Annotated in this window: 27 protein-coding genes; 15 read left to right on the top strand and 12 right to left on the bottom strand. The window is 63.8% G+C overall.

Features of this window, described 5'->3' with window-relative positions; all coding sequences use genetic code 11:
- Nucleotide 1 precedes the first annotated feature (1 nt).
- The gene (locus NKI21_RS06345; RefSeq protein ID WP_352721595.1) at nucleotides 2-391 is read left to right on the top strand and encodes a nuclear transport factor 2 family protein; all 390 of its coding nucleotides are present in this window, start codon (nucleotides 2-4) and stop codon (nucleotides 389-391) included.
- 304 nt (nucleotides 392-695) lie between these two features.
- On the opposite strand, the gene NKI21_RS06340 is transcribed toward NKI21_RS06345, so the two are convergent.
- Nucleotides 696-1,265 carry a methylated-DNA--[protein]-cysteine S-methyltransferase gene (locus NKI21_RS06340; protein WP_352864979.1) on the bottom strand — a complete coding sequence of 190 codons (570 nt, stop codon included), beginning with the start codon at nucleotides 1,263-1,265 and terminating at the stop codon, nucleotides 696-698.
- Nucleotides 1,266-1,446: 181 nt separating this feature from the next.
- On the opposite strand from NKI21_RS06340, the gene NKI21_RS06335 reads away from it, so the two are divergent.
- The 5 genes from NKI21_RS06335 (at nucleotide 1,447) to NKI21_RS06315 (ending at nucleotide 6,200) form a co-directional block, all read left to right on the top strand.
- The gene (locus NKI21_RS06335) at nucleotides 1,447-2,352 is read left to right on the top strand and encodes a transglycosylase SLT domain-containing protein (protein WP_352864976.1); all 906 of its coding nucleotides are present in this window, start codon (nucleotides 1,447-1,449) and stop codon (nucleotides 2,350-2,352) included.
- Between the two features lie 5 nt (nucleotides 2,353-2,357).
- Complete coding sequence (locus NKI21_RS06330; RefSeq protein WP_352775380.1) at nucleotides 2,358-2,846, top strand: GNAT family N-acetyltransferase; 489 nt, start codon at nucleotides 2,358-2,360, stop codon at nucleotides 2,844-2,846.
- Nucleotides 2,847-3,096: 250 nt separating this feature from the next.
- Nucleotides 3,097-4,365, top strand: a complete 1,269-nt coding sequence (locus NKI21_RS06325; RefSeq protein WP_352864973.1) for an ABC transporter substrate-binding protein — start codon at nucleotides 3,097-3,099, stop codon at nucleotides 4,363-4,365.
- A 46-nt stretch (nucleotides 4,366-4,411) separates the two neighbouring features.
- Nucleotides 4,412-5,374: a carbohydrate ABC transporter permease gene (locus NKI21_RS06320; RefSeq protein ID WP_352864971.1), complete on the top strand. Its 963-nt coding sequence runs from the start codon at nucleotides 4,412-4,414 to the stop codon at nucleotides 5,372-5,374.
- A 1-nt stretch (nucleotide 5,375) separates the two neighbouring features.
- The gene (locus NKI21_RS06315; protein ID WP_128303824.1) at nucleotides 5,376-6,200 is read left to right on the top strand and encodes a carbohydrate ABC transporter permease; all 825 of its coding nucleotides are present in this window, start codon (nucleotides 5,376-5,378) and stop codon (nucleotides 6,198-6,200) included.
- Nucleotides 6,201-6,213: 13 nt separating this feature from the next.
- On the opposite strand, the gene NKI21_RS06310 is transcribed toward NKI21_RS06315, so the two are convergent.
- Entirely contained in the window at nucleotides 6,214-6,549 is a 336-nt protein-coding gene (locus NKI21_RS06310; protein WP_023809714.1) for a hypothetical protein, read from the bottom strand.
- A 145-nt stretch (nucleotides 6,550-6,694) separates the two neighbouring features.
- Here NKI21_RS06310 and NKI21_RS06305 point away from each other — a divergent pair, with 145 nt between their 5' ends.
- Together NKI21_RS06305 and NKI21_RS06300 are read left to right on the top strand one after the other, a co-directional pair.
- On the top strand, nucleotides 6,695-7,438 hold the full coding sequence (locus tag NKI21_RS06305; RefSeq protein WP_352795985.1) for a DUF899 family protein: 744 nt from the start codon (nucleotides 6,695-6,697) through the stop codon (nucleotides 7,436-7,438).
- Between the two features lie 210 nt (nucleotides 7,439-7,648).
- Nucleotides 7,649-8,206 (top strand): DUF4142 domain-containing protein, encoded by a 558-nt coding sequence (locus NKI21_RS06300; RefSeq protein ID WP_352795983.1) that lies wholly within the window; start codon nucleotides 7,649-7,651, stop codon nucleotides 8,204-8,206.
- A 349-nt stretch (nucleotides 8,207-8,555) separates the two neighbouring features.
- Here NKI21_RS06300 and NKI21_RS06295 read toward each other — a convergent pair whose 3' ends face one another.
- Entirely contained in the window at nucleotides 8,556-8,876 is a 321-nt protein-coding gene (locus tag NKI21_RS06295; RefSeq protein WP_352610396.1) for a DUF1476 domain-containing protein, read from the bottom strand.
- A 204-nt stretch (nucleotides 8,877-9,080) separates the two neighbouring features.
- Between NKI21_RS06295 and NKI21_RS06290 the strand changes: the two genes are divergently transcribed.
- The 4 genes from NKI21_RS06290 (at nucleotide 9,081) to NKI21_RS06275 (ending at nucleotide 11,511) form a co-directional block, all read left to right on the top strand.
- Nucleotides 9,081-9,464, top strand: a complete 384-nt coding sequence (locus NKI21_RS06290; RefSeq protein ID WP_352610394.1) for a DUF6152 family protein — start codon at nucleotides 9,081-9,083, stop codon at nucleotides 9,462-9,464.
- Nucleotides 9,465-9,926 (top strand): DUF6644 family protein, encoded by a 462-nt coding sequence (locus tag NKI21_RS06285; protein ID WP_352864968.1) that lies wholly within the window; start codon nucleotides 9,465-9,467, stop codon nucleotides 9,924-9,926. It begins immediately after the preceding gene.
- A gap of 350 nt (nucleotides 9,927-10,276) precedes the next feature.
- Entirely contained in the window at nucleotides 10,277-10,669 is a 393-nt protein-coding gene (locus NKI21_RS06280) for a RidA family protein (protein WP_128303830.1), read from the top strand.
- A gap of 164 nt (nucleotides 10,670-10,833) precedes the next feature.
- Nucleotides 10,834-11,511, top strand: a complete 678-nt coding sequence (locus tag NKI21_RS06275) for a hypothetical protein (RefSeq protein ID WP_352864966.1) — start codon at nucleotides 10,834-10,836, stop codon at nucleotides 11,509-11,511.
- Between the two features lie 249 nt (nucleotides 11,512-11,760).
- Here NKI21_RS06275 and carB read toward each other — a convergent pair whose 3' ends face one another.
- The 4 genes from carB to NKI21_RS06255 all read right to left on the bottom strand — a co-directional run bounded on the left by carB (nucleotide 11,761) and on the right by NKI21_RS06255 (nucleotide 17,862).
- Nucleotides 11,761-15,258: a carbamoyl-phosphate synthase large subunit gene (carB, locus tag NKI21_RS06270; RefSeq protein WP_352864964.1), complete on the bottom strand. Its 3,498-nt coding sequence runs from the start codon at nucleotides 15,256-15,258 to the stop codon at nucleotides 11,761-11,763.
- A 302-nt stretch (nucleotides 15,259-15,560) separates the two neighbouring features.
- A complete protein-coding gene (locus NKI21_RS06265; protein WP_352864962.1) occupies nucleotides 15,561-16,460 on the bottom strand; it encodes an SH3 domain-containing protein in 900 nt (299 codons plus the stop codon).
- 204 nt (nucleotides 16,461-16,664) lie between these two features.
- Nucleotides 16,665-17,429: a metallophosphoesterase family protein gene (locus tag NKI21_RS06260; protein ID WP_352440433.1), complete on the bottom strand. Its 765-nt coding sequence runs from the start codon at nucleotides 17,427-17,429 to the stop codon at nucleotides 16,665-16,667.
- Between the two features lie 76 nt (nucleotides 17,430-17,505).
- Complete coding sequence (locus tag NKI21_RS06255; RefSeq protein ID WP_352440434.1) at nucleotides 17,506-17,862, bottom strand: ArsR/SmtB family transcription factor; 357 nt, start codon at nucleotides 17,860-17,862, stop codon at nucleotides 17,506-17,508.
- A gap of 199 nt (nucleotides 17,863-18,061) precedes the next feature.
- On the opposite strand from NKI21_RS06255, the gene NKI21_RS06250 reads away from it, so the two are divergent.
- A complete protein-coding gene (locus NKI21_RS06250; protein ID WP_023809702.1) occupies nucleotides 18,062-19,240 on the top strand; it encodes an MFS transporter in 1,179 nt (392 codons plus the stop codon).
- A 24-nt stretch (nucleotides 19,241-19,264) separates the two neighbouring features.
- On the opposite strand, the gene NKI21_RS06245 is transcribed toward NKI21_RS06250, so the two are convergent.
- A complete protein-coding gene (locus tag NKI21_RS06245) occupies nucleotides 19,265-19,720 on the bottom strand; it encodes a MarR family winged helix-turn-helix transcriptional regulator (RefSeq protein WP_352752100.1) in 456 nt (151 codons plus the stop codon).
- A gap of 208 nt (nucleotides 19,721-19,928) precedes the next feature.
- Here NKI21_RS06245 and NKI21_RS06240 point away from each other — a divergent pair, with 208 nt between their 5' ends.
- Nucleotides 19,929-20,723, top strand: coding sequence for an SDR family NAD(P)-dependent oxidoreductase (locus tag NKI21_RS06240; RefSeq protein WP_128305500.1), 795 nt, complete (start codon nucleotides 19,929-19,931; stop codon nucleotides 20,721-20,723).
- Between the two features lie 61 nt (nucleotides 20,724-20,784).
- On the opposite strand, the gene NKI21_RS06235 is transcribed toward NKI21_RS06240, so the two are convergent.
- Nucleotides 20,785-21,384 carry a LysE family translocator gene (locus tag NKI21_RS06235; RefSeq protein WP_352440437.1) on the bottom strand — a complete coding sequence of 200 codons (600 nt, stop codon included), beginning with the start codon at nucleotides 21,382-21,384 and terminating at the stop codon, nucleotides 20,785-20,787.
- A 98-nt stretch (nucleotides 21,385-21,482) separates the two neighbouring features.
- Here NKI21_RS06235 and NKI21_RS06230 point away from each other — a divergent pair, with 98 nt between their 5' ends.
- On the top strand, nucleotides 21,483-22,352 hold the full coding sequence (locus NKI21_RS06230) for a LysR substrate-binding domain-containing protein (protein ID WP_352865120.1): 870 nt from the start codon (nucleotides 21,483-21,485) through the stop codon (nucleotides 22,350-22,352).
- Nucleotides 22,353-22,423: 71 nt separating this feature from the next.
- Here the strand turns inward: NKI21_RS06230 and NKI21_RS06225 are convergent, their stop codons facing one another.
- From NKI21_RS06225 to NKI21_RS06215, 3 genes are all read right to left on the bottom strand, one after another.
- Nucleotides 22,424-23,074 (bottom strand): dihydrofolate reductase family protein, encoded by a 651-nt coding sequence (locus NKI21_RS06225; RefSeq protein WP_352775848.1) that lies wholly within the window; start codon nucleotides 23,072-23,074, stop codon nucleotides 22,424-22,426.
- A 108-nt stretch (nucleotides 23,075-23,182) separates the two neighbouring features.
- Complete coding sequence (locus NKI21_RS06220) at nucleotides 23,183-24,025, bottom strand: protein-L-isoaspartate O-methyltransferase family protein (RefSeq protein WP_352864957.1); 843 nt, start codon at nucleotides 24,023-24,025, stop codon at nucleotides 23,183-23,185.
- 87 nt (nucleotides 24,026-24,112) lie between these two features.
- A complete protein-coding gene (locus NKI21_RS06215; protein ID WP_352864954.1) occupies nucleotides 24,113-25,477 on the bottom strand; it encodes an Nramp family divalent metal transporter in 1,365 nt (454 codons plus the stop codon).
- Nucleotides 25,478-25,624 lie beyond the last annotated feature (147 nt).

Here is a 25,624-nt window from a genome sequence, read left to right as displayed (position 1 = left end):
GATGGCGACGAACCTCGATTTGATCCGTAGAACCTACGAGGGAACTTCCGAGGAGAACGGCCGCAATCTGCTGGCCGTTCTTTCCGCCGACATCGAATGGACCGAGGCGGAAGGGTTTCCCTATGCCGGCACCTATACCGGCGTCGAGGCCCTGATGCAGGGTGTTTTCAAGCGGCTCGGCTCGGAGTGGACCGGATACCACGCCGCCGTGCACAGTTTCATTGCCGATGGCGACCGGGTGGCGGCCTTCGGCGTGTATTCCGGTACATACAAGGCGACGGGAAAATCCATGACGGCCCCCTTCGCTCATCTCTACGAACTGCGGGACGGCAAGATCATCCGCATGCGGCAGTATGTCGATACGGTCCTCGTCGCGCGCGCACTGACCTGACACCGACGCAACCAGGGAGACATCCATGCTGCAACTTAAACCCGACGATGACGGACGGTCGCGACTCGGTCAGGCAGCTTCTGGAAAAGATGGGAGTTGCCCATTGGCCGAAACAGGCGGTCGACTTCAAGCGGGTGATCGCCCAAGGCGATCTTGTCATGCCCCAGGTCGTTCAGCCGAAAACGGCTGACACGCCAGAGACGGTCATCGTGGATATTTTCCGCGTTGGAAGCCGGTGCCCGCCAACCCGGTCAACAGGCGATCGATGTACTGATCCCGGCTTACTGCCAGCACCGGCCGCCGTTCAAAACCCGAACGACACCTGCGCCGGTGGCAGCGGGCCGACGCGCACGCCTTCCATGGCCAGCATCTTCTCCTTGGTGATCGATCCGCCGGGCGCCGAGAAGCCGCCGATCTTGCCGCCGGCGGCAAGGATGCGATGGCAAGGGATGACCAGCGGCACCGGATTGGCGCCAAGGGCGGCCCCGGTTTCGCGGGCGAGCCCGGCATGGCCGGCGGTTTTGGCCAGCTCACCATAGGTGGTGGTTTCGCCGAAGGAGAGTTTTCGCGCCGCGTCGTAAATGGCGAGGCGGAAATCGTCGACGCCGTCGAGATCGACCGGCACGGCGGAGAAATCGATGTCCTCGCCCGCCGCATAGGCCTTGATCGCTGCGATCAGCTCGACCACCCATGGCGGCTGCGCCGTGGAGGTGGAAACGCCGCCATGGCGCAGCAGGCGCCGCTCCACCGCTTCGCGGCCGCGTTCGGGCAGGCAGAGCCGGATCAGGCCCTTTTCGCTCCAGGCAATGCCCATGAAACCGATCACTGTTTCTAACACTGCGTGGCCGGCCGTGATCGAAGCTGTCGTGACCATGATGCGCTCCTTCCCGCAAAGTGGCGAAATCCGGGATTCGTCCCAGTACATATCCGGAACAATATGGCACCACCGCCTGCGTCTCGCCACCCGAAAACCACCTGATCGCCCCGATTGCCCGGCCTGAATCGCTGGTGTAAGGGATTTCTTAACAACCCGACAAACCGGACCCGAGCGCGGCTTGCCAGCAAAACTCAACCTTATCGCGATCGGCGTGATCCTGGCCGCCGCCGGCATCAGCGGCTGCACGTCGACCTCGCAGATGAAGTCCGCGCCTGCTCTCACCGAAACAGCGACCGTCGCCGGCACTGACGCCGGCTTCACCGTGCCTCTGCCGGAGACGGTTTCGGTGCTGCCGGAATCATCGGGAATCGCCCCCGCTCAGACGGCCGAACTGCCGCTCGATCCCGCCGCACAGCCGGCTGCCGCGACCGCCGCTTTTGCCGGATCGACACCGGCGGCACCAGCCGTGCCCGCGGTGACGACCGCCAATGCCTGGCAGGCGCCGCCGCCGGCAAAGGCGAGCGAGCCGGTCAAGGCGGCCGAGACCTATACGACCGCGGGGCTGGTCATACCGGCAACCGCCAAGGGCGATCGCATGCCGGGCGTCCAGCAGGTCGCCTATGTCGTGCCGCAGAACCCGGCGGCCCTGGTCCAGTTCCCGGCAGGGCCCGTGCAAGAAGAACACACGACGGGCGTGCGTGGCGATGTCGAGCGGCTGATCGAGAAATATGCGGCGATCTATCAGGTGCCGGTGGATCTGGTGCGCCATGTCGTCAACCGCGAGAGCACCTTCAACCCGAAAGCCTACAACAACGGCCATTGGGGACTGATGCAGATCAAGCACGCGACGGCGCGCGGCATGGGCTATGACGGGCCGGCCAAGGGCCTGTTCGACGCCGATACCAATCTGAAATACGCGGTGAAATATCTGCGCGGCGCCTGGCTGGTGGCCGGCGGCAACGCCAAGAAGGCCGACTGGCTCTACCAGACCGGCTATTATTACGACGCCAAGCGCAAGGGCCTGCTCGAGGCGACCGGCCTTGGCCGCGACCGCCAGCGCCGCCGCCTGCAGCCCGACGCCTGAGCGCGATGCCTGAACCGCGCCCGCCGGCTTTGAACGACATCCGGCTGCGCAAAATCCTCGACGAGACGCTGGTTCCGCCGCACTGGCCGGAGGGTTTTGTCATGCGCAGCTTCGAGCCCGGTGACGCGCCCGCCCTGCATGCGCTTTTGACTGAAGTGTTCGATGACGACGCCGATGGTCCGTTCGACGAGTGGTGGCCGCGTATCGCGGACGATCCCGAATTCGACCCGGCGCTGTGCTTCCTCGTCATCGACGTCAAGGGCCGGCTGGCGGCGGCGGCGTTGTGCTGGACCCGCGGCTTCGTCAAGGACCTCGCCGTTCATCCCGAGGCGCGCGGCAGGGGTGTTGCCGAAGCGCTGATGTGGCACGTCTTCGCCGTTTTTCGCGAACGCGGCGCCGATCATGTCGACCTCAAGACCAACACGGTCGAGAATCCCGCCGCCGTCCGGCTCTATGAGCGGCTGGGGATGATGCCTGTCGCCTGGGAAGGCTAGGTGTGCGGATATTCAGATGATGCCGGCCTGCAAGCGACGGTTCCCTGCGCTTCCGGCCTTCGCCGGCCGAAGCACCCATAGTTGCCTGACCTGAATCTCAACACACCCTGATGCATGTCGCCCAAGCAGGAACGGCATGATTTGGGAACCCAAAAGCGCCGCTTCGCATTTAATGGGAGGTGAGGGCCTGACAAGCTGCCGGCGCGTGGGAGGATTTTCCGTCACCGGCTGCGGAGGGACATCCACCACCATGACGTTTTCTCACGCATTCCTTGCGGTCGGCATCGCTGCCATGCTCGCCGGCACGCCAGCATGGGCCGTCGATCTGTCGATCGTGTCGGGCGATACCGGCGATGGCATCAAGGTGCTGCGCGAGATCCTCGACCGTTACGAGAAAGACAGCGGCAACAAGGTCGGCATCGTCGTCATGCCGGCGTCCGGGACCGACCAGTTCGGCCAGTACCGGCTTTGGCTTGCCGCCGGAAACAGCGACATCGACGTCTACCAGACGGATGTGATCTGGGCGCCGCAGCTCGCCAGCCAGCTCGTGGATCTGACCGCGGCGACCAAGGACGTCGTGGCCGAGCATTTCCCGTCGATCATCCAGTCGCAGACCGTCAACGGCAAGCTCGTCGCCTTGCCGATCTTTACCGATGCGCCGGCGCTCTACTACCGCAAGGATCTCCTCGACAAATATGGCGCCAAGGTGCCGGCCACCTGGAAGGAACTGGCCGACACCGCCAAGCTGGTCATGGACAAGGAGCGTGCGGCTGGCAATCGGGATATCTGGGGCTTCGTCTTTCAGGGCAATGCCTATGAGGGGCTGACCTGCGACGCGCTCGAATGGGTGATGTCGAATGGCGGCGGCCGGATCATCGAGCCGGACGGCACCATCTCCGTCAACAACAGCCAAGCGGCGGCGGTGCTCGACATGGTCAAGGGCTGGGTCGGGACCATCGCGCCACCCGGCGTGCTCGCCTACCAGGAAGAGGAATCGCGCGGTGTCTGGCAGACAGGCAATGCGGTGTTCATGCGCAACTGGCCCTATGCCTACGCGCTCGGCAACGGCGAGGGCTCGCCGATCAAGGGCAAATTCGACGTGGCGCCGCTGCCGGCCGGCACGGGCGAGGGCGCCCGACCGGTCGCGACCCTGGGCGGCTGGAATCTCGCCGTCTCCAAATATTCGAAGCATCCGGATGCCGCGATCGAGCTGATCAAGTTCATCGCCTCGCCCGCGATGCAGAAATACCGCACGCTGAAGACGTCCAACCTGCCGACCATCCAGGCGCTGTATGACGATGCCGACATCGCCAGGCAACAGCCGATCGTTCCGCGCTGGAAGCAGATCTTTCTCGATGCGGTGCCGCGCCCCTCGGCCGCGACCAGGATCAAATACAACGAGGCGTCGAGCCAGTTCTGGAACGCCGTGCACAACACGCTCTCGGGCGACGGCACTGCCGCCGACAATCTGGCCGATCTCGAAGCGATGCTGACCAAGTTGAAGGGCCGAGGCTGGTGACGATACTGGGACAGCCACCCGGCGGGACCGCAACGAGCGGAGCGAGATGACAGGGACGGAACCGGAAACAGCCAGGGCCGCGCACTCGCAGTTGACGGCGCAGCGCGTTCGCTCGGCGTGGCTTTTCCTGGCGCCAATGCTGCTGGTGCTCGCCGCGGCGGCCGGCTGGCCGCTTGCCCGCACGGTCTATTTCAGCTTCACCGATGCCTCGCTGGCCGATCTCGATGTGCGCCAATGGGTCGGCTTCGCCAATTATTTCTCGGTGTTCAGCATGCCGAGCGGCAGGACCCTCTATGACGGGTTGCTCGTCGATCCGGTCTGGTGGCGTGCCGTCTGGAACACGGTTCGTTTCACAGTGATTTCGGTGACCTGCGAGACCATCCTCGGCACCATCGTTGCCCTGGTTCTCAACGCGGAATTCGCCGGCCGCGGCATCGTCAGGGCAGCGATCCTGATCCCCTGGGCGATCCCGACGATCGTCTCGGCGAAGATGTGGCAATGGATGCTCAACGACCAGTTCGGCATCATCAATGTCGTGTTGCTCAACCTCGGCCTGATCAGCGCCAAGATCGCCTGGACGGCCAACGCCGACACGGCGATGGCGGCGGTCCTCATCGTCGATATCTGGAAGGCGACACCATTCATGACGCTGCTCATCCTGGCCGCGCTGCAGATGCTGCCGAGGGAGATCATCGAGGTCGCCAGGCTCGACGGCGCCAACCCCTGGCAGATCTTCTGGCGGGTGACCTTGCCGCTCATCCGCCCCGCGCTGATGGTGGCCGTGATCTTCCGCGCGCTCGATGCGCTGCGCATCTTCGACCTGATCTATGTGCTGACGCCCAACAATGTGCACACCAAGTCGATGTCGGTGTTCGCCCGCGAAAACCTGTTCGAGTTCGACAAGTTCGCCTATGGCTCTGCCGCCTCGACCTTGCTTTTCCTGATCCTCGCTCTGCTCACCATCGTCACCATCCGCATCGGCCGGATAAGCCTGGACGGAGGCCGCTGACATGTGGATCGTGAAGCGCACGGCCTTTTACCTGCTGGTCGCGGTCATCGTCTTCGTCGCGGTGTTCCCGTTCTACTACGCCATCGTCACCAGCCTGAAATCGGGGACCGATCTGTTTCGGGCCGATCTGTGGCCGACAACGATCAGCCTTGCCAACTACCGGAATGTGCTGACCGAGGGCAGCTTCGTGCGCAACTTGCTGAACTCGCTGTTCGTCTCCGGCGCGGTGGTTGCGCTTTCGCTGTTGCTCGGCGTCACATCAGCCTATGCGCTGGCGCGCATTCGCTTTCGCGGTCGCTCGGCCCTGCTGTTCATCATCCTGTCGGTGTCGATGTTCCCGCAGGTGGCGCTGCTGGCTGGGCTGTTCGAACTGGTCCGCCTGTTCGGCCTCTACAATTCGCTGTTCGCGCTGATCTTCTCCTACATGATCTTCACCTTGCCGTTCACCGTCTGGGTGCTCACCACCTTCGTCCGCGACCTGCCGGTCGAGGTCGAGGAGGCGGCGATCCTAGACGGCGCGACGCCGTGGATCATCATCACGCGGGTCTTCCTGCCGCTGATGTGGCCGGCGCTGGCGACCACCGGCCTGCTGGCTTTCATCGGCGCGTGGAACGAGTTCTTGTTTGCCCTGACCTTCACCTCCAACAACGCACAGCGGACCGTGCCGGTAGCGATCGCGCTGCTCTCCGGCAACTCGCAGTTCGAGATCCCTTGGGGCAACATCATGGCGGCCTCGGTGATCGTCACGGTGCCGCTGGTGGTGCTGGTGCTGATCTTCCAGCGCAAGATCGTCTCGGGCCTCACCGCCGGCGGGGTCAAGGGGTGAGGGGGCGAAACGCTCAGATGTCCGGTGCGTTGCCGATCTTCTTCTTGAGCTCCAGCGCCCAGGCGCGGCCTTCGTCGCCGCCCCACAGCAGCCAGGCAATGTAACCGGCCGAAGGGTTTTGCTCATTGCCGTAGTTCCTGCCGCGCTTGTCGATCTCGTGGCGGGCGAAATAGCTGACCATGCGGCGGATGGTGGAGGGCGCGAGCTTTTCCCGGTTCTTCAGCTCGGTGGCGCGGGCGACGCCGATCTCGGTGCCGCCGCGGCCGAATTCTCCGCGCAGCCTGAGGCCCTTGGCGGCATTGTCGGCCACCACTTGCGGGCAGCGCAGATCGATCTCGTCGTCGTGCATATTGTTCCCCGGATCACGCTGCCCGAACAGGTATTACGACATCTCACCATACGCAATAAATGTCGGGACCGATCGCCGCCAAACGTCCTTGGGTCGCAGAGCAACCGCGCCGGGACGCCGGCGCCGCGACTTGAAGGAGCCGATCATGATCACCTTTCCCAACGAATCCGCGAAATACCGCACCGCGCGCGAAAAACTGCTGCGCAAGGAAATCGAGCTGCGCCGCGTCATGGAAGAGGTCGCCGAGGCCCGGCGCGCGCTGCCGCCGGGCGGGCTGATCCGCCAGGACTATGAATTCGACGCACTGGATGCCCAGGGTAAGCCCGCAAAGACAAGACTGTCGGAGCTGTTCGCGCCGGGCAAGGACTCGCTCATCCTTTACAACATGATGTTCCCGCGCCACCCGCAGGAGAAGCGCGATGTGGCGACCAGCGGCGGCACGGCGAAGCTTGCCCGACCGGACCAGCCATGTCCGTCCTGCACGGCATTGCTCGATCAGTTCGACGGCGCCGTCGGGCATCTCCAGGCCGCTGGCTTCAATTTCGCGGTGGTGGGCAAGACCGCGCTCGAAAACCTGGTCACGCTCGGCCGCGACCGGGGCTGGCGCAACATGCGGCTGGTGTCTTCGGCTTCCAACAGCTTCAAGCGCGACTACAATGCGGAGGCGGCCGACGGCTCACAGATCCCGCTGCTGTCGGTGTTCCACCGCGACGGCGACGGCATACGCCATTTCTGGAGCTCGGAACTGGATTTCGCACCGACGGAGCCGGGCCAGGACCCACGCGGCCTTGGCACCTGCGAAACGCTGTGGAACCTGATGGATTTCACGCCTGAAGGCCGCCCGAACTGGAACGAGCAGTTGCAATATGGCGAGGCGTGTTGCCACTGAAAGGCAGCTCTGGTCAGCCGCCGCGTTTCAGTTTTCGGAACATGAGTCCCATGGCTGGCTCGAACGAGGGCATCGGCGAGCGTTCGAGCCCGGTACGGATACGGTGGGGCGATTGAGGCGACATGCGCAGGCTTCTTCCTCATGAGCTGCAACCGGAGTGCCCAAGCGACGTTGGTTTGTCCGAGGGACAATTCCAACCGGAGACATGCCATGAAAACGCTTACCATTTTGACCGCAGCAGCATTGCTTGCCGGCGCGCCGGCCTTTGCCCAGTCGAACACGACCGCCACGACCACGCCGCTCGCCACGACGACGACGAAGGTCGACACTTCGACCTTCATCAAGACGGTGCCGAGCGCCAATGAGTTCGAGATCGAGTCCAGCAAGCTCGCCGAGCAGAAGGCGACCGACGCCGACGTCAAGGCGTTCGCCAAACAGATGATCGCCGATCACACCAAGGCCGGCGAGGAATTCAAGGCGGCGCTTGCCCAAGGCCAGACAACCTCGGCCACAGCGCCGTCCGGTCCGGCCCTGCAGCCCAAGGAGCAGAAGATGCTCGATGAGTTGAAGAGCGCCAGCGGCGATCAGTTCCAGGCCAAATACATCGAGATGCAGACCAACGCGCACAAGGAAGCCGTCGCGCTGTTCAGCGGCTATGCGCAATCCGGCGACGACCCTGCGATGAAGGAATTCGCCAAGAAAACGCTGCCAACGCTGCAGATGCACGAGAAACACGTGAAGGAACTGGCGGCCGCGCATCAGGGGTGAGGGGCGGTTCAAGGTGGGCGCTCTATGGTGCCCCCCTCTGTCCTGCCGGACGTTCGTTATTTGGAAAGCCAAGCAATTGGCTTTCCATCCGCTTCGCGGACCACTCCTCAACCCCCACAGGTGGGGAGATTGGCCGTCGTCACTGTTTTCGCCAATTTTCAACGTTGCAAGATGAAGGCCGGCGCCAAAGCTGCCAATCTCCCCCCTTGAGGGGGAGATGTCCGGCAGGACAGAGGGGGGCGCCGTAGAGCGCTACCATGGAAGCCAGCCCGCTTGGCAAACCAACACCACAATGTGGCCCTGTGCCTCAAGGACGGCACGCCCTATACCGATCAAGGCTGAGCGCTGCTCAGGTCGACCTGATCTGCTCGACCGCGGTCACCAGCAGGTCTTCCATGGCGGTGCGTATCTGGGCATCCGACTGGGCGATGCCTGCCGCGTCGAAATCCGCGCGGACCTTGCGGAACACATCGTTGTCGCCGGCCTCTTCGAAGTCCGCGTGCACGACCTCCTTCGCATAGCCGTCGGCATCCGCACCGGATTTGCCGAGCTGTTCGGCGGCCCACAGGCCGAGCAGCTTGTTGCGGCGCGCCATGGCCCTGAACTTCGTTTCCTCGTCCATCGCGAACTTCTTTTCGAAGCCTTCCTGACGGTCTCTCATGCTGCTCATGGTTTGCCTCGTTTGGATGTGAGTCCGGTCTTCAGCCCAGGGGAAGAACGGCCAGGAAGGAGAGAGTGGCGCGCATGGATGTCATTAGCAAGGCAAGGTCGCCGGTGATCGAGCGGCGCCTGGCGGCTTCGCCTGATGTGATTTGACCTTGCCGTGCCGCGTCCTACTCTTCAATCCCTGCGGGATGAACCGAGGAGACGAGCGATGCAGTTCAACGGAATTCGCGGCGTCTTGCTGACGGCGGCCGTGATCCTTGCCGCCGGCACCGCGGCCTATGCCCATCATGGCTGGTCGTGGACGCAGGACGGGTTTTTCGAACTCAGGGGCAAGATCACGGCCATCTATATCGGTAATCCGCACGCCACGCTGGATGTCGATGCAGAGGGCGAGGCCTGGCGGGTGGAGATGGCGCCGCCCTCCCGCACCATCGCCGCCGGCTTCACCGAGCAGGTGGCCAAGGTCGGCGACGAGGTGACTGCGATCGGCAATCGCTCGGTCGAGGCGAGCGAAAAGCGCATGAAAGCGGTGCGCCTCATCGTCAATGGGAAGACGTATGATGTCTATCCCGACCGTGTGCCGCCCGCCTAGATGACGGAGTTTTTCACCGGCATCGAGCACCTTGCGTTGGCGCGGTGGCTGAAGGGCTCCTTCGTCGCCTACCCCGTGGTCAATGCGCTCCACATCATGTCGATCGGCGCGCTGCTGACCAGCGTCGTTCTCATGGACCTCAGGATATGCGGTGCTTTCCGTTCGCTGCCGCAAGCGGCGTTCGTCGGGCTGCTGCGCCACATTGCGTTGGCGGCGTTCGCGGGCGCGCTCGTCACAGGCTCGCTGCTGTTTTCAGTGAAGGCGAGCACCTATGCGGCGATGCCGGTTTTCCTCGTCAAGATGGCACTCATCCTTCTCGCCGGCGTCAACTTCCTCGCCTTCATGCGCTTCTCCCGCGCAACAGGCCGCGGCGAGCCGGCAGGTGGGACCGTCCTGGCCGTGCTCTCGATTCTGCTGTGGATTTCCGTGCTTTTCGCCGGACGGTTCATCGGTTTTCTCTGATTAGAGCGAGCGCCTGCACTGGTGTTCCGCCAGTGCAGGGATAAGCTCCCTGAAGCACCTGGGTTGTCACCTACAGTTTTTTTGCGAAGAGGACCCCCACCCCTAACCCCTCCCCACAAGGGGGAGGGAGACTTCCGTTGGCGCTGACCTAGGCAAATCGTCTGTCTTTCGGCGCCAAGGAGGAATTTAAAGGCCCGCGGCAGCGTTCCCTCCCCCTTGTGGGGAGGGTTAGGGTGGGGGTCCTTCTTCGCAAGAATCCACATGCGATAGCCCTGCCCTTGGGGGGAAGGTTAGGGGGCTCTTCATTAGCGCTAACGCGGCAGCCTGCTGCATACTCAGGGAGAACCACCATGAAGAAAGAAATCATCGAAGTGCCGGTCATGTCGGACAAGGTGCGGGCGCTCGGCCTTCCCTGCTCGACAGCGGTGAGGGCCAACGGCTTCGTGTTCATCTCGGCGACGCCGCCGGTGGACATGGTGACCGGCGAGATGGTGCGCGGCGACATCGAAACGCAGACCGAGGCGTCGCTGAAGGCGCTGAAACACTGCCTGGAAGCGGCCGGCACCTCGCTGGACAATGTCGTGATGGTGCGCATCTACGCCGTCAATTCCGGCTTCTACAACGCCATCAACCGGGTTTATGCGAAGTATTTTTCGACGAACCCGCCGGCGCGGAGTTTTGTGCCGGTGGCGTCCTGGCCGATGGAGTTTGATATCGAGATTGAGTGTGTGGCTGTGGCGTGAGGGTGAGAGGCGGTCCGCGCAGCGGACGAAAAGCCAATTGCTTGGCTTTTCGAGCTTCGAACGCCCTGAGCCTGCGAAGGGCCGGTGGGGCCTAACATAAGTTTTTGCTTGTCTTTCAAGTAAACTCGCTCTCAACTCTCTTCGGGGACAGGGAGGGTGAGTCATTGAACAAACTGCCGAAGAAATTCGTCGAACGAATTGCATCGAATCTCAAGAAATATCAGCGGATTACCCTGGCACAGCAAAAGTCCGACGTGGCGGAAGCCGACACGGTTACCTTGATCAAGGACATTCTGGCAGATGTTTTTGGTTACGACAAATATGATGAGCTCACGTCTGAACATCAGATCAAATCCACATACTGCGATCTTGCGATAAAGATTGGTGGAAAACTGCGGCTGCTCGTCGAAGTGAAATCAGCAGGCAGTGGACTTGCCGACAATCATCTACGCCAAGTTATCGACTATGGGGCTCATCAAGGCATTCATTGGGTGATCCTGACCAACGCGGTGGAGTGGCGGCTGGTTCGTATTTATGTAGCAAATCAGATCAGCCACGAAGAAGTTTGCCGCATCGTCTTTGCCGACTTGAGTCCCAAGAACGAGGATCATCTGCAATGTCTCTTCCTGTTCGCCAAGGAAGGGCTGACGACTGATGCGATGGACGCCTTTCACCAACAGGCTCAACTATTCAACAAGTTTACCGTTTCCGCGATCATCCGTTCCGAGGCGGTAATTTCGGTGGTGCGCAGGGAAATCCGCAAGCTCTTTCCAGACATAAAGGTCGGCAATGAGAACCTATCGCTGCTCATCGAAAATGAGGTGATCAAGCGTGACGGTTGAAGGCGACAAGGCGAAAGAAGCCGTAGCCAGGATGCGCAAAGCAATAAACAAGCTGGAGAGAGCGAAGAACAAAGTTGCGAAAGCAGTTGTTGTCGATGTCTCGAGTTGACTGCCGCTTCTGTTTACAATTAAAGCAAAATTATGGAGTCTAGGGCTCAAGGGATGCCGCAGCACGCACCCGCGGCGGGACAGCGCCCCCCTCTGGCCTGCCGGCCATCTCCCCCACAAGGAGGGAGATCAGCTAATCGCCTAAGCAAAATACTCCTGCAGCGGCCGTACCTCCAGGCTCCCCGCCTTCAGCGCCGCGATCGCTTCGGCCACAGCAGCCGCGCCCGATAGCGTCGTATAATACGGCACTTTCTGCATCAGCGTCGCTCGCCGCAGCGACTTCGAGTCCGACACCGCCTTCTGGCCGTCCGTCGTGTTGAAGACGATCTGCACCTGGCGGTTGCGGATCGCGTCTTCGATGTGGGGGCGGCCTTCCAGCACCTTGTTGATCTTCTGGGCGTCGACGCCGTTTTCGGCGAGGAAGCGGGCCGTGCCGGAGGTGGCCAGCACCTTGAAGCCGAGGCCGGCGAGGCGCTTCACCGCCGGCAATATGCCCTTCTTGTCCTCGTCGCGCACCGAGACGAACAGCGTGCCGGAGCGTGGCAGGTCGACGCCGGCGCCGAGCTGGCTCTTGGCGAAGGCCAGCGCAAAATCGCGGTCGAGGCCCATGACCTCGCCGGTCGAGCGCATTTCCGGGCCGAGCAGGATGTCGACGCCGGGGAAGCGGGCGAAGGGGAACACGGCTTCCTTGACCGCGATGTGGCCGGGATTGCGCGGGTCGGGCATGGCGCCGTAATGGGCGAAGGCGTCTTCCAGCTTCTCGCCGGCCATGATGCGGGCGGCGATCTTGGCTATGGGACGGCCGATGGTCTTGGCGACGAAGGGCACGGTGCGCGACGCCCGCGGGTTGACCTCCAGCACATAGACCGTGCCGTCCTTGATCGCATACTGCACGTTCATCAGGCCGCCGACATTGAGCGCGCGGGCAAGGGCCGCCGTTTGGCGTTCCAGTTCATCCACAAGCTCGGATGGCAGCGAGTGCACCGGCAGCGAGCAGGCGCTGTCGCCCGAATGGATGCCGGCCTCCTCAATGTGCTCCAATATGCCGGAGACGAAGGTCGACTTGCCGTCGCAGAGGCAGTCGACATCGACCTCGATCGCGCCACTGAGATAGGTGTCGAACAGCAGCGGGTTCTTGCCCAGCAGCGTGTTGATCTGGCCGGTCTTGTCGTTGGGGTATTTCTGCTTGATGTCCTCCGGCACCAGGCCGGGCACCGTGTCGAGCAGATAGGTCTGCAGCATGCCCTCGTCATGGATGATCTGCATGGCGCGGCCGCCCAGCACATAGGACGGGCGCACCACCAGCGGGAAACCGAGCTCGCCGGCGACCAGGCGGGCCTGCTCGACCGAATAGGCGATGCCGTTCTTCGGCTGGCTGAGGCCGAGCTTGTGCAAGAGCTTCTGGAAGCGGTCGCGGTCTTCGGCCAGATCGATCATGTCGGGCGAGGTACCGAGGATCGGGATGCCGGCCTTCTCCAGCGCGTCCGCGAGCTTCAGCGGCGTCTGGCCGCCGAACTGGACGATGACGCCGACCAGTTCGCCCGATGCCTGCTCGGCGCGCAGGATCTCCAGCACGTCCTCCGCCGTCAGCGGCTCGAAATAGAGCCGGTCGGAGGTGTCGTAGTCGGTCGAGACCGTCTCCGGGTTGCAGTTGATCATGATCGCTTCATAGCCTGCGTCGCGCAGCGCAAAGGCGGCGTGGCAGCAGCAATAGTCGAACTCGATGCCCTGGCCGATGCGGTTGGGGCCGCCGCCGAGGATGACGACCTTCTTGCGCGACGAGACCTGCGCCTCGTTTGCGAGCGCGCCGGCAAACGGCACTTCATAGGTCGAATACATGTAGGCAGTGGGCGAGGCGAACTCGGCCGCGCAGGTGTCGATGCGTTTATAAACCGGATGAACGTCGAGCTTTTCGCGAATCTTCGCAATCACTTCGACGTCTGTTTTCGTCAATGACGCGAGGCGGGCGTCCGAAAAACCCATGGCCTTCAGCATGCGCAGGTTGACGGCATCCTCGGGAATGCCGTGCTCGCGGATGCGGGCTTCCATGGCGACGATGCCTGCGATCTGTTCGAGGAACCACGGGTCGATCTTGCACATGGCGTGCACGTCTTCCAGCGAAGTGCCCATGCGGATCGCCTGGGCCACCATGCGCAGCCGGTCCGGCGTCGGCGTGCCCAGCGCGGCGCGGATGGCGTTGCGGTCGTCGGCATGGTTGGCCGCACCATAACCGAGGCCGGGGATCTCGATCTCGTCGAGACCCGTCAGGCCGGTTTCCAGTCCGCGCAAGGCTTTCTGCAGCGATTCCTGAAAAGTGCGGCCGATGGCCATGACTTCGCCGACCGACTTCATGGCGGTGGTCAGCACCGGCTCGGCGCCGGGGAATTTCTCGAAGGCAAAGCGCGGGATCTTGGTGACGACGTAATCGATCGACGGCTCGAAGGAGGCGGGCGTGGCGCCGCCGGTGATGTCGTTCTCCAACTCGTCCAGCGTGTAACCGACGGCGAGTTTTGCCGCGATCTTGGCGATCGGGAAACCGGTCGCCTTGGAGGCCAGAGCGGACGAGCGCGAGACGCGCGGGTTCATCTCGATGACCACCAGGCGGCCGTCGGCCGGGTTGACGGCGAACTGCACGTTGGAGCCGCCGGTCTCGACGCCGATCTCGCGCAGCACCGCGATCGAGGCGTTGCGCATCATCTGGTATTCTTTGTCGGTCAAGGTCAGGGCCGGAGCGACGGTGATCGAGTCGCCCGTGTGCACGCCCATCGGATCGATGTTCTCGATCGAGCAGACGATGATGCAATTGTCCGCCTTGTCGCGGACGACCTCCATCTCATACTCCTTCCAGCCGAGCACGCTCTCCTCGATCAGCACTTCGGTGGTCGGCGAGGCGTCGAGGCCGGACTGGACGATCTCGTAGAATTCGGCGCGGTTGTAGGCGATGCCGCCGCCGGTGCCGCCCATGGTGAAGGACGGGCGGATGATGGCGGGCAGGCCGACATGGTCGAGCGCCTGGGCGGCGATCGCCATGCCATGGCTGATGTAGCGCTGCTTGCGGTCGCCTTCGCCGAGGTTCCAGCGGGTTTCCAGCGCGTCGAGCGCGGCGTCGAGATCGGCCGGGGCCTCGGCCTTGACGGCGGCGCGCTCGGCCTCATGCGTCTTGCGGTCCGTGTTCTTGACGTCGGTGGCGTTGGCCAGCATCGACTTCGGCGTTTCCAGGCCGATCTTCTTCATCGCCTCGCGAAACAGCGCGCGGTCCTCGGCCTTGTCGATGGCCGTGGCGTCGGCGCCGATCATCTCGACATTGTAGCGCTCGAGCACACCCATGCGGCGCAGCGACAGAGCGGTGTTGAGCGCGGTCTGGCCGCCCATGGTCGGCAGCAGCGCGTCGGGCCGCTCCTTGGCGATGATCTTGGCGACCACTTCAGGCGTGATCGGCTCGATATAGGTGGCGTCGGCCAGTTCCGGATCGGTCATGATGGTGGCCGGGTTGGAATTGACCAGGATGACGCGGAAGCCTTCCTCCTTCAGCGCCTTGCAGGCCTGGGTGCCGGAATAGTCGAACTCGCAGGCCTGGCCGATGACGATGGGGCCGGCCCCGATGATCAGGATCGACTTGATGTCAGTGCGTCTTGGCATGTCAAAGGTCCGTTCGGCGGGCGGCTTGCACAAAAAACCGGGACGGGAAGACCCGGCCGGTTGTGCTCGCGATTCTGGTATCAGGCTAGGAGGGCCTTATAGGGAAGAGTTCTGACTGATGTAACCCCGAAAATGCGAGGTAGGGGAGTAGGGGAGTAGGGGAGTAGGGGAGTAGGGGAGTAGGGGAGTAGGGGAGTAGGGGAGTAGGGGAATAGGGGAATAGGGGAATAGGGGAATAGGGTGGGTTCGAGGGAATTCCAAACATACTCCCTTATTCCCCTACTCCCTTACTCCCCTAAATTCTAATTCCCCAGCGCCAGCTGATCCGTAATCTCAAACCGCTCGGCCTCGCCGATGCGTATCATGTTGAGGCTGCCCTCCCGAGTGAAGCGGAAATTGCCGTCCGCGTCGGAACCGGCCGGCTGGCCGGCACGGAAGGAGATGATGCGCGTGCCGCCGTCGGGCCAGGTCACAGTGATGTTCGCCTTGTCGGCGGTGTGCACCACGCTGACCTTGCAGCGCTCCATTGGCTGGCCGACATAGCGGGCGCAGGGAATCTCGGGGCCAGAAGCCGGCGTCGGAAAGGAATCAAGCGGGACGTCAGGCGCCGCCAGCGCCAGTACATACGCATCCTGCATCGCGGCGCGGCCGATTTCGGCGGCCGATTTTGGCGTGCTTTCGGCAGCCGGACCGGCGCCGCCAAGCCGCGCTGTCAGGTCGGGCGGTGCGACCGGCGCGCTATTGGTGGCCTGCGATTGATCCGGCGCCGAGGCCTGCCCGGCCTCACTGGCGCTGCCGGTGGAGGCAACCACCGGCGCATCGGCCGGTCTTGTCTCGCCTTCGACATAGGGGGCCGGATTGAGGGGAATGAGATAGCGCGCCGGCGCCCAGCCGCTCAGCTTCTCCTTGCCCGTGCTCTCGATCTTGCACCATTTGTAGCCGTTGATGTCGTTGCAGCCGAGATTGGTGACCATGTCGCCGCTGCTCAGCCGCGCCTCGACCGTGGCGACCGGCGATGCGGTGGTGCGGACCTTGAGAAGGTCGTCCGGCGCCAGGCCGGTGACGACGGAGATGACGAGGTCCGGCGCCTCTTGGGCCATCTCTTCAGCCATAGCGGGGGCAATCACCGGCCACGCCGTCATCAACAGCGGAGCAGCAATCAGCGCATGCAGGGTTGTTCGGAGCGTAACTGTGCGCCTCATCGTTTGGCCGTGCGCTGACATCATGCCGCGGCGGATCGAGCCCGCCGCAAGCCCGGCCGGTTTTATAAGGGACGACGCGGCGCCATGTAAGCCCGAAAATTCGGCTCGCCGTTCCGCCAGTCCCAACCCGGCCCGCCAGGCCGTGAGCCTACTCAGCCGGGCATGAACGCAAGAGCGTTCAGCCGGGCATGAACGCAAGAGCGTTCAGCCGGGCAGGGGCATGAACCCTGTTCTGAGCGCGTGAGCCCATTCCGGCCGGCCCGCCTGTTCGGCTTGCCTGGCGGCCGCCTCGTGGTCGTAGTCGACGGCGATGGCCTCGAAGCGGTCGGACTGGCCGTTGCTGCCCAAGGTGACGATGCCGTAGCGCGCATGCGGCGAGCCCTGCTCGGAGACATGCGCCGGCGGTGTGGAATCGTCATAGGCGGGGCAGCCGATGCTGCCCGGGTTGAAAATGACGGGACCATCGGGGACGCGGATCAGTTCCGCGCGGTGGCTGTGGCCGCACAGCGCGATGCGGCAAGCCGGGTCGAGCGCCTTCAGCCGCCGCCGGATCGCCGTCAGCGGCGCACGCACCAGCTGGCCATTGACGATGGTATCGGCGAGATATTTCTCGTCATGGTCGGGACGGGCGTGGAAAGCGATGATTCCGGGTGCGATCTCCAGCGTCAGCGGCTGGGCGAAAAGCATCTGGCGCTGCGTCTCGGTCAGCCGCTCCTGCGCATAGGCGTCGGAGGGCCACATGGTGTCATCAGCGGGGTCGGCGGCGACACGGCGGTCGTGGTTGCCGCGCACTGTCGGCAGGTTCAGCGCCTCCAACCGCGCAAACGTCTCGCGCGGCCAGAGCGGGCCGGAAACGCTGTCACCCAGGTTGACGGTCAGGTCGGCGCCGCCGCGCCGCTTCAGATCGTCAAGCACGGCGTCGAGCGCCAGCACATTGCCGTGGATATCGGCGAGGACGGCGATGCGCATTTTCGGGAGGCTCCTGTGTGACGCCGCTTTTCCTTTTCCCACGTCCGTAAGGCGAGGAACCCAAATTCTTCGGCGTTCAGGCGTGGATTTCGATGTCGTGGCCGCCGACCGCCGGCACTGCCGGATCGTCGCCGGCGGCGGCGATGACGCTGTCGAGCAGGCCGGGGAAGCGGGCGTCGAGATCGGCGCGGCGCAGTGTGATCATGCGGTTGGTGCCGACCACCTCGGCACGGGTGACGCCGGCCTCGCGCAGTTTGGCGAGGTGGTAGCTCAGATTGGTCTTCGAGCCGAAATCCAGGAACTGGCTGCAGTTCAGCGGCACGCCTTGCTTGCTGGCGAGATAGCGCACGATGGCGAGCCGGGTCGGATCGCCGAGCACGCCAAGCACGATCGGCAGGCTGATCTGGTCCGTATTGGGGTGTGGCAAGGTCATGGCTCGAAACTAAGCACAGTCGGGTCCGATTTCAACGCATCCATCATTGTTGGCCCGCACGCGGCCTTTCTCCGTCTCGCGCCGACCTGTGCTGACACAGGGCTGTCAGGAAGGTTCAGCTATTTTTCCCTGGCTTCATTGACATGATGCCCTATTATGTCCAATTGTTCAATAACTTTTGAACTAAGGACATCCCGCCATGGACAAGCGCCTTTTCTGGCTAGCGCTCGGATCGTTTACGATCTCGACCGAAGGCTTCGTCATCTCCAGCCTTCTGCCCGACATCGCGGCGGATGCCGGCATCTCCATTCCGCTGGCCGGCACGCTGATCACCGCCTTTGCGCTCGCCTATGCGATCGGCACGCCGATCCTGGCGACGCTGACAGGCGAATGGGACCGGCGCCGCGTCATCCTGTGGACGCTGGTGTTCTTCGTGCTCGGCAACATCGCCGCTGCCTTGAGTTCCTCCTTCGAACTGCTGCTGATCGCGCGCATCGTCATGGCGCTGTCGTCGGGCCTGTTCGCCGCAACCGCGCAAGGCACCGCGGTGGCGCTGGTCGATGACCATCACCGGGCGCGTGCAATCGCCGTCGTCGTTGGCGGCACTACGGTGGCCGTTGCCCTGGGTGCGCCACTGGGCGCGCTCGTCGCCACCGTTGCCGGCTGGCGCGGCACCTTTTTTGCCATCGCCGGCCTTGGCGCGCTTGCGGGCGCGATCCTGTGGTACCGGCTGCCGCGGGGCATCGTTGGCACCAGGTTGCCCTTGAAGCGTAGGCTGGCGGCAGCGCTGCGTCCCGGCGTGATGCCGATCCTGTTGACGACAGTGCTGGCGCTGATCGGCGCCTTCACCGTCTTTGCCTATGTCGCGCCGCTTGCCATCGAGGGCGGCGGTCTCAGCCAGATCGCGCTGCCCGGTATGCTGCTCGCCTTCGGCGTCGGTGCCGTCATCGGCAACATTGGCGGCGGCCAGGCCGCCGACCGGTTCGGCGCGACCCGCACCGTCGGCTGGTCGCTGGCGCTGAGTGCCGGCATGCTGGTCCTGCTATCGGTCATCCCGACCTTTCTGCCGCCGCATATTGCCGGACCGGCGCTGATGGCGATGATGGTGCCGTGGGGCATCGTCGGCTGGGCCTTCCCGCCGGCGCAGGCCAGCCGCATCATCAAGCTGGCGCCCGACGCCGCCCCGATCGTGCTGTCGCTCAATGCCTCGGCGCTCTATCTCGGCGTGGCGCTGGGCGCCGTGGTCGGTGGCGCCGTGCTGCGCTACGGCGCGCCGGCCGATCTCGGCATGGTCGCCGCGATCTTCCCGATCGTCGGGCTTGGCATCGTGGTGGCCGGCCGCTGGGCGGCTCGGCCCGTGGCGATGCCTGCCGAGTAATCTCTTTGAAAGCCGTCGGCCGGCTCAGCTGGCCGGGGGCAGATCAAAATCCAGCGCGGCGATGTCATCCAGCGCCCCGCGCAGCTTTTCAGCCTTGTCCCTGCCGACGACATCCTCGAAACGCTGCTGGGCGATTTGCCACAGCTTCATCGCTGCCTCGAGCTTGGCCAACCCTTGCGGCGTCAGCCGCACACGCTTGACGCGGCGGTCCTCCGGATCGGCGAAAGTCTCGACATAGCCGTCGCGGATCAGTGGTTTCAGCGTATGGCCGAGCGCCGACAGGTCCATGATCAGCGACGTGGCGATAGCCCCCATCGCCGGCTCGGCGCCGATATGGATCTGGTAGAGCAGGCCCTGCTGCGTCGCCTTGAGGCCTGACGGCTCCACCACATCATCATAAAACTTGCCGAGCTTGCGCGCCGCACGGCGCAGCGCGGCGTTGTTGCAGAGCGTGAGGCCGGGCAAGCTGTCCTTTGACATGATGGTCCTTGGCGCCGGCGAATGAGGCCCGGCTGCTACCCTCAAATAATCCTCGTCCGTATCATTGACAAGATAGTGGCATATGCCTACTTCACGATTAGTGGCATATGCCACTAATTCAAATCAAGCGGCTTTCCGGCAGCGCGGCAGATGCCACGGCGCCGGATCAGTCGAAGCGAACCAGATCAGTCGAAGAAGGAACAGGACAATGAGTGGACAGGGCAACAAGGGCACGGCGGTCGTCACCGGTGCTTCGTCGGGCATCGGCGCGGTCTATGCCGACCGGCTGGCGGGGCAGGGCTACGATCTGGTGCTGGTGGCGCGGCGCGCCGACCGGCTGGAGGAACTGGCCGGGAAGCTGCGCCAGACCTATAGCCGCAAGGTCAGCGTGATCAGCGCCGACCTCTCCAACGACGACGACGTCCGCCGCGTCGAGCAGGCGATCGCCAGCGACGACAGCGTGACGCTGCTGGTCAACAATGCCGGCCTTGGCGGCCAGTCCGTGGTGGCAACCGCCGATGCGGACGCTGCCGAACGCATGATCAAGGTCAATGTCATCGCCCTGACGCGGCTGACCCGTGCCGTGCTGCCGGGGTTTTTGGCGCGCAACCGAGGTGCGGTCGTCAACATCGCCTCGGTGCTTGCCTATGAGACCTCGTTCGGCGGCATCTACAGCGGTACCAAGGCCTATGTCGTCAACTTCACCGAGGCTCTGCACCGCGAGGTCGCGGGTACGGAGGTGAAGGTGCAGGTGGTGCTGCCGGGCGCGACACGGACCGATTTCTGGGAGCTTGCCGGCAGCGATATCGACCAGCTTCCGAAGGAAATCATCATGACGGCCGACGATATGGTCGATGCGGCCCTTGTCGGCCTTGCCAGGGGTGAAGCCGTCACCGTGCCGGCGCTCGCCGAGCCGGCCAAGCTGGACATTTTCCTCGGTGCCCGGCAGGCCTTCTACGGCAGCCTGCACGCCGACAAGCCGGCGGCACGCTACGCGGCTTGAGCTGGTAAGGCCTGGGTTCCTCGCCCCCGCCAGAGCGGGGGAGAGGACCCAGGTCCTGCCTCTAAGCCGTCCGCCACATCGGTATGATCGAAGCGGCCAGCACCAGTGCCAGCACGATGTTGAGCGCGCGCCATTGCCATTCGGTCTTGAGCAGCCGTGCCAGCACCATTCCGGCCACGCACCACAGCGACAGCGAGGCGGCGGCCGCGAGGCCGAAGGTGGCGCCGAGCAGCAGCGCGAGCTGCACCGGTCCGCTGGCCAATGCCGCGAACGAAGCCGCGGCGCCCAGTCCCATCGCCCAGCCTTTCGGGTTCATCCATTGAATGCCGGCGCCGCCGAGAAAGCTGTTCGGCCTGGCCATGGTCACATCCAGATTGGGCGGTCCGCTGCGGCCGATCTTGATCGCCAGCCAGATGAGATAGAGCGAGCCGATGACCTTCATGGCCAGTTGCAGCGAAGGCATGGCAAGCAGCAGACCGGCAAGCCCGGCGGCAGCGGCACCCGTCACCGTGGCGAGGCCGGCGGCGCTGCCGACCAGCAAAGGCACGGAACGGCGAAAGCCGAACTGCGCCCCAGACGCCGTTGACAGGGTCGTGGCGATGCCGGGCGTGGTGGTGGCGACGATGGCAAACAGGATGAGCGGGAGAATGGGCTCGAGCACGCGGCGTCCTCTGTCAGAGGGCTGCGATCGTAGCTGCTCGCGAACTTCAGTAAATGCAATGTTTGCCATGATCAGCATTAGGATGGATAATGCCAGCCATGATCCGAAATCTCGACATGGCGCTGATCCGCACCTTCATCACCGTCGCCGACAAGGCCAGCATGACGGCCGCGGCCAATGCGCTGCACCTGACGCAAGGTGCTGTCAGCCAGCAGGTCAAACGGCTGGAGGAGGCGTTTGGCTCGAGCCTGTTTAGGCGCGACCGGCGTGGCTTGCGGCTGACGCGCGCCGGTGAACAGCTGTTCGGCAGGGGCAAGCGGTTGCTGGCCTTGAATGACGAGATCTGGGCCGAGATGGCTGGGACATCGGTAGCCGGCCAGGTGCGGCTCGGCGTGCCCTACGACCTTGTCGGCACCTTGCTGGCGCCGGTGCTGAAGACCTATGCCGAGACCTATCCGCAGGTCGAGATATCGCTGGTCTGCGCCTCGTCGCCGGAATTGGCTGCTGCCCTTGCGGCCGGGACCATCGACCTTGCGGTGATCGAGGAACGCGTCGGCCCGTCGGCGGGCGAGTGCCTTGCCATCGACCGGCTGGTCTGGGTCGGTGCCAAGGGCGGCATTGCCCGCGCCAAGCGGCCGCTGCCGGTTTCGATCGTCGCCGACACCTGCGCCTTCCGCCCGGCGGTGCTGGCGGCGCTCGGCGAGCACGGGCTGGAGTGGCGCACCGTGTTCGAAAACGGCAACATCGACGCGACGACGGCGACGGTGCGCTCCGACCTCGCCGTCACCGCCTGGCTAGCCACCACCGTGCCGGCGGATCTCGACATATTGCCAGCGGAGTCCGGCCTGCCGCCGCTGCCGAATTTTGCCATCACTCTGCATCTGCCCAGGCATGGGGTAGGGCCGGCGGCGCAGGAATTCGCACGCCATATCCGCGATGGGCTGGCACGACGGCCGGTGGCGGCTTGAGAGACTTCTCAGAACTTGGGTTCCTCTACCCCGTCGATCGGGGGAGAGGAAAGGGTGCAAAGGCCGTCCTGCTACTTCCAGTTCTTGCGCCGTTCGAGCTCGGCGTCGGACGGCTCCCCTGTGACAAACGACCCAACCTTGATCTCGCCTGATCGTTCGTAGGTCGCCATGATGACGCCGGTGCTGGTTGCCTGCGACTTGATGAGCTTGAAGGCGGCCGGCATCGCGCTGTCGCCGAACAGCCGCTTGCCCTTGCCCAGCAATAGCGGGAAGATCATCAGCCGAATTTCGTCGATCAGCCCGTTGGCGAGCAAAGTCTGGATCAGATCGCCAGATCCCTGGATGAGCAGGTCCGGCCCATCCTCCTGCTTGAGGCGGCGCAACGTCGCGATGATATCGGGTCCGAGCGCTTGCGTGTTCTGCCAGGTGAGGGTGTCAGGCCGATGCGTCGCCACATATTTGGTCGCGGGGTTGAAGGCATCCGCGATCGGATCTTTCTGATACGGCCAGTAGGCGGCGAAGATGTCGTAGGTTCTGCGGCCGAGCAGCAGGGCGAAAGGCTTGGAGAACAGTTCATCCATCGCCGCGGCCCCCGCCTCGTCAACGTAATGGAAGGTCCAGCCGCCGAACTTGAAGCCGCCGGCCGGATCCTCTTCCGGGCCGCCGGGTGCCTGCATGACGCCGTCAAGGCTGACGAATGTCGCAGAGATGATCTTTCTCATTCCAATGCTCCCGTTCTTCGGTCCACGCCGTCGTGGCCGGACTTCAGCCCAAGGACGGGCGACGAGCCACCGGTCCGACAGGACATATGAAATTTTGGCAAACCGCCGTCATTTGCGAGGTCCGGCTTCGAGATTTTCCGACGAGAACCAGACATCGCCCGATATGGCGGTGGCCGTGTCGTCCGGCGCCTTATCCTGCACCAGCCAGATCGAGCGGCTGCGCGCGGCCTGCTCGCGGGTGGGGGGCCTCGACGCTGAGTCTGCGAGCGAGGCGCCGACACAGGGAATGAACCACGATCGCATGAACGGATCGCAGGCGAAGCCTTTTTGCGTGCGGATCACCATCACCGCCAGTGGGACGCGCTCGGCCGGGCGCCAGGGGAAGATCATGCGGCCGCCAGGCCGCAGCGCCTTCAGCCACCCTGCTGGTGGCGCTGCGACCCCGGCATTGACGTAGATGATGTCGGATGGCGGCAGGGGCGTCGTCACCGCATCGCCATGGACGACCGTTGCATTGCCATATGCTTCGAGATTTTTGCGCGCCAGATCGGCTAGTTTTTCGTCGAGTTCGAAGCCGGTGACGGTGCCACCTGGTAAAACCAGCCTGGCCAGCACGGCGGAGTAGTAGCCGGTGCCGGCGCCGATATGAGTGACGGCCTCACCAGGTTTAGGCGCAAGCTTTCCGATCCACATGGCATGCAGGAAGGGCTCGCCATTGTTGATGCCCTTGTCGTCGTCGAGCGTCACCAGCACGTTCTGGTAGACATGGGCCGGGTCGGCGCTCGGCGTCGTGACCTTGCCGTTGCCGGCGACGACCGTCCACGGCCCGGGACCGAGAAACGCTTCGCGCGGCACCTCGGCGAAAGCCGCTTCCAGGCGTGGGTCGGGCGAGCCGGCATTGGCGGCCAGCAGCCGCGCGTAGAATTTCCTGATGTCTTCGATCCGGGCCATGCTGCGGGACAACATAGCGCGGATTGCCGATTTGTCGCGAAACTACCCTTTGCGCAGAGGGTAGTCGATTTCCCGGCGAGGCGGAGCTTAGCCGATCCCGAACATGGTGTCGTAGAGCAGCTTGAAGTTGAGCCCCAGGATGACTGCGGCGACTACCCAGGCAAGGGCGGCGACGCCGCGCGGAATGGCGAGATTGCCCATCTTCTTCTTGTCGGAGACGAACTGCACCAGCGGGACGACCGCGAAGGGCAACTGCATCGACAGGATCACCTGGCTGAATACCAGCAACTGGCCGGTGCCCTTTTCGCCATAGAGCGCGGTGACGACCACCACCGGGATGATGGCGAGGCCGCGCGTCAGCAGTCGGCGTGCCCAGTTGGGGATGCGCAGGCGCAGAAAGCCTTCCATGATGATCTGGCCAGCAAGCGTCGCCGTCACCGTGGAGTTGAGGCCGGAAGCCAGCAGCGCCACCGCGAACAGGATCGAGGCGATGCCGAGGCCGAGCAGCGGCGACAGCAGCTCGAAGGCTTGGCCGATCTCGGCAACGTCTTGATGGCCGGTGTTATGGAAGGCGACCGCCGACACGATGAGGATCGAGGCGTTGACGAACAGCGCCAGCATCAGGGCGATGGTCGAGTCCGTCGTTGCCCATTTGATGGCATCGCGCTTGCCCTTGTCGGTGCGCTCATAGGCACGGGTCTGCACGATCGAGGAGTGCAGATAGAGATTGTGCGGCATGACGGTGGCGCCGATGATGCCGATGGCGATGTAGAGCATCGCCGGATTGGTGACGATTTCCGACGACGGCACGAACATGGCATGCAGGATCGAGCCGGCCGGCGGGGCGGCGACGAAGATCTGGATGACGAAGCAGCTGAAGATGATGATCAAAAGCGCGATGACGAAGGCTTCGAGATAGCGGAAGCCCTTGTTCATCAACAGCAGCACGAGGAAGGCATCGAGCGCCGTCAGCATGGCGCCGCCGATCAGCGGAATGCCGAACAGAAGTTGCAGCGCGATCGCCGTGCCGATGACTTCGGCCAGATCGCAGGCGATGATGGCCAGTTCGCAGGCGATCCACAGCACGAAATTGACTGGACGGGGATAGTAGGCGCGGCAGGCCTGGGCGAGGTCGCGGCCGGTGGCGATGCCGAGCCGTGCCGCCAGCGCCTGCAAAAGGATCGCCATCAGGTTGGACAGCATGATGATGAACAGCAGCGTGTAGCCGAACTGCGCGCCGCCGGCGAGATCCGTCGCCCAGTTGCCCGGGTCCATATAGCCGACCGAGACCATGTAGCCGGGACCCATGAAGGCGAACAGGCGACGGAACCAGACGCCCGAGTTCGGCACGGCGATGGAGGAATTGACTTCGCGCAGGCTGGGCTGCTCGTCCTCGTCGGGCCTGGCGAACCGCCATGAGGAACGGGAGGCTGTGGCTTCGGCTTCAGACATGAAGGAGGGCTTTCCGCGAGACTGGACGATGTTGCCTCAAGCTATGCCATGGCTCAACATTATGCAATATGCTATATTTCATTGTCGTTGCTTTTAGGCGGCTGGCGGTCATCGGGTGAAACGGCAATCGGAAGCGCTGGTTGCACC

It is taken from the genome of Mesorhizobium sp. M0715 (genome assembly GCF_040320355.1).
Classification (GTDB): domain Bacteria; phylum Pseudomonadota; class Alphaproteobacteria; order Rhizobiales; family Rhizobiaceae; genus Mesorhizobium.
This window is presented reverse-complemented; position numbering and strand designations above follow the sequence as displayed.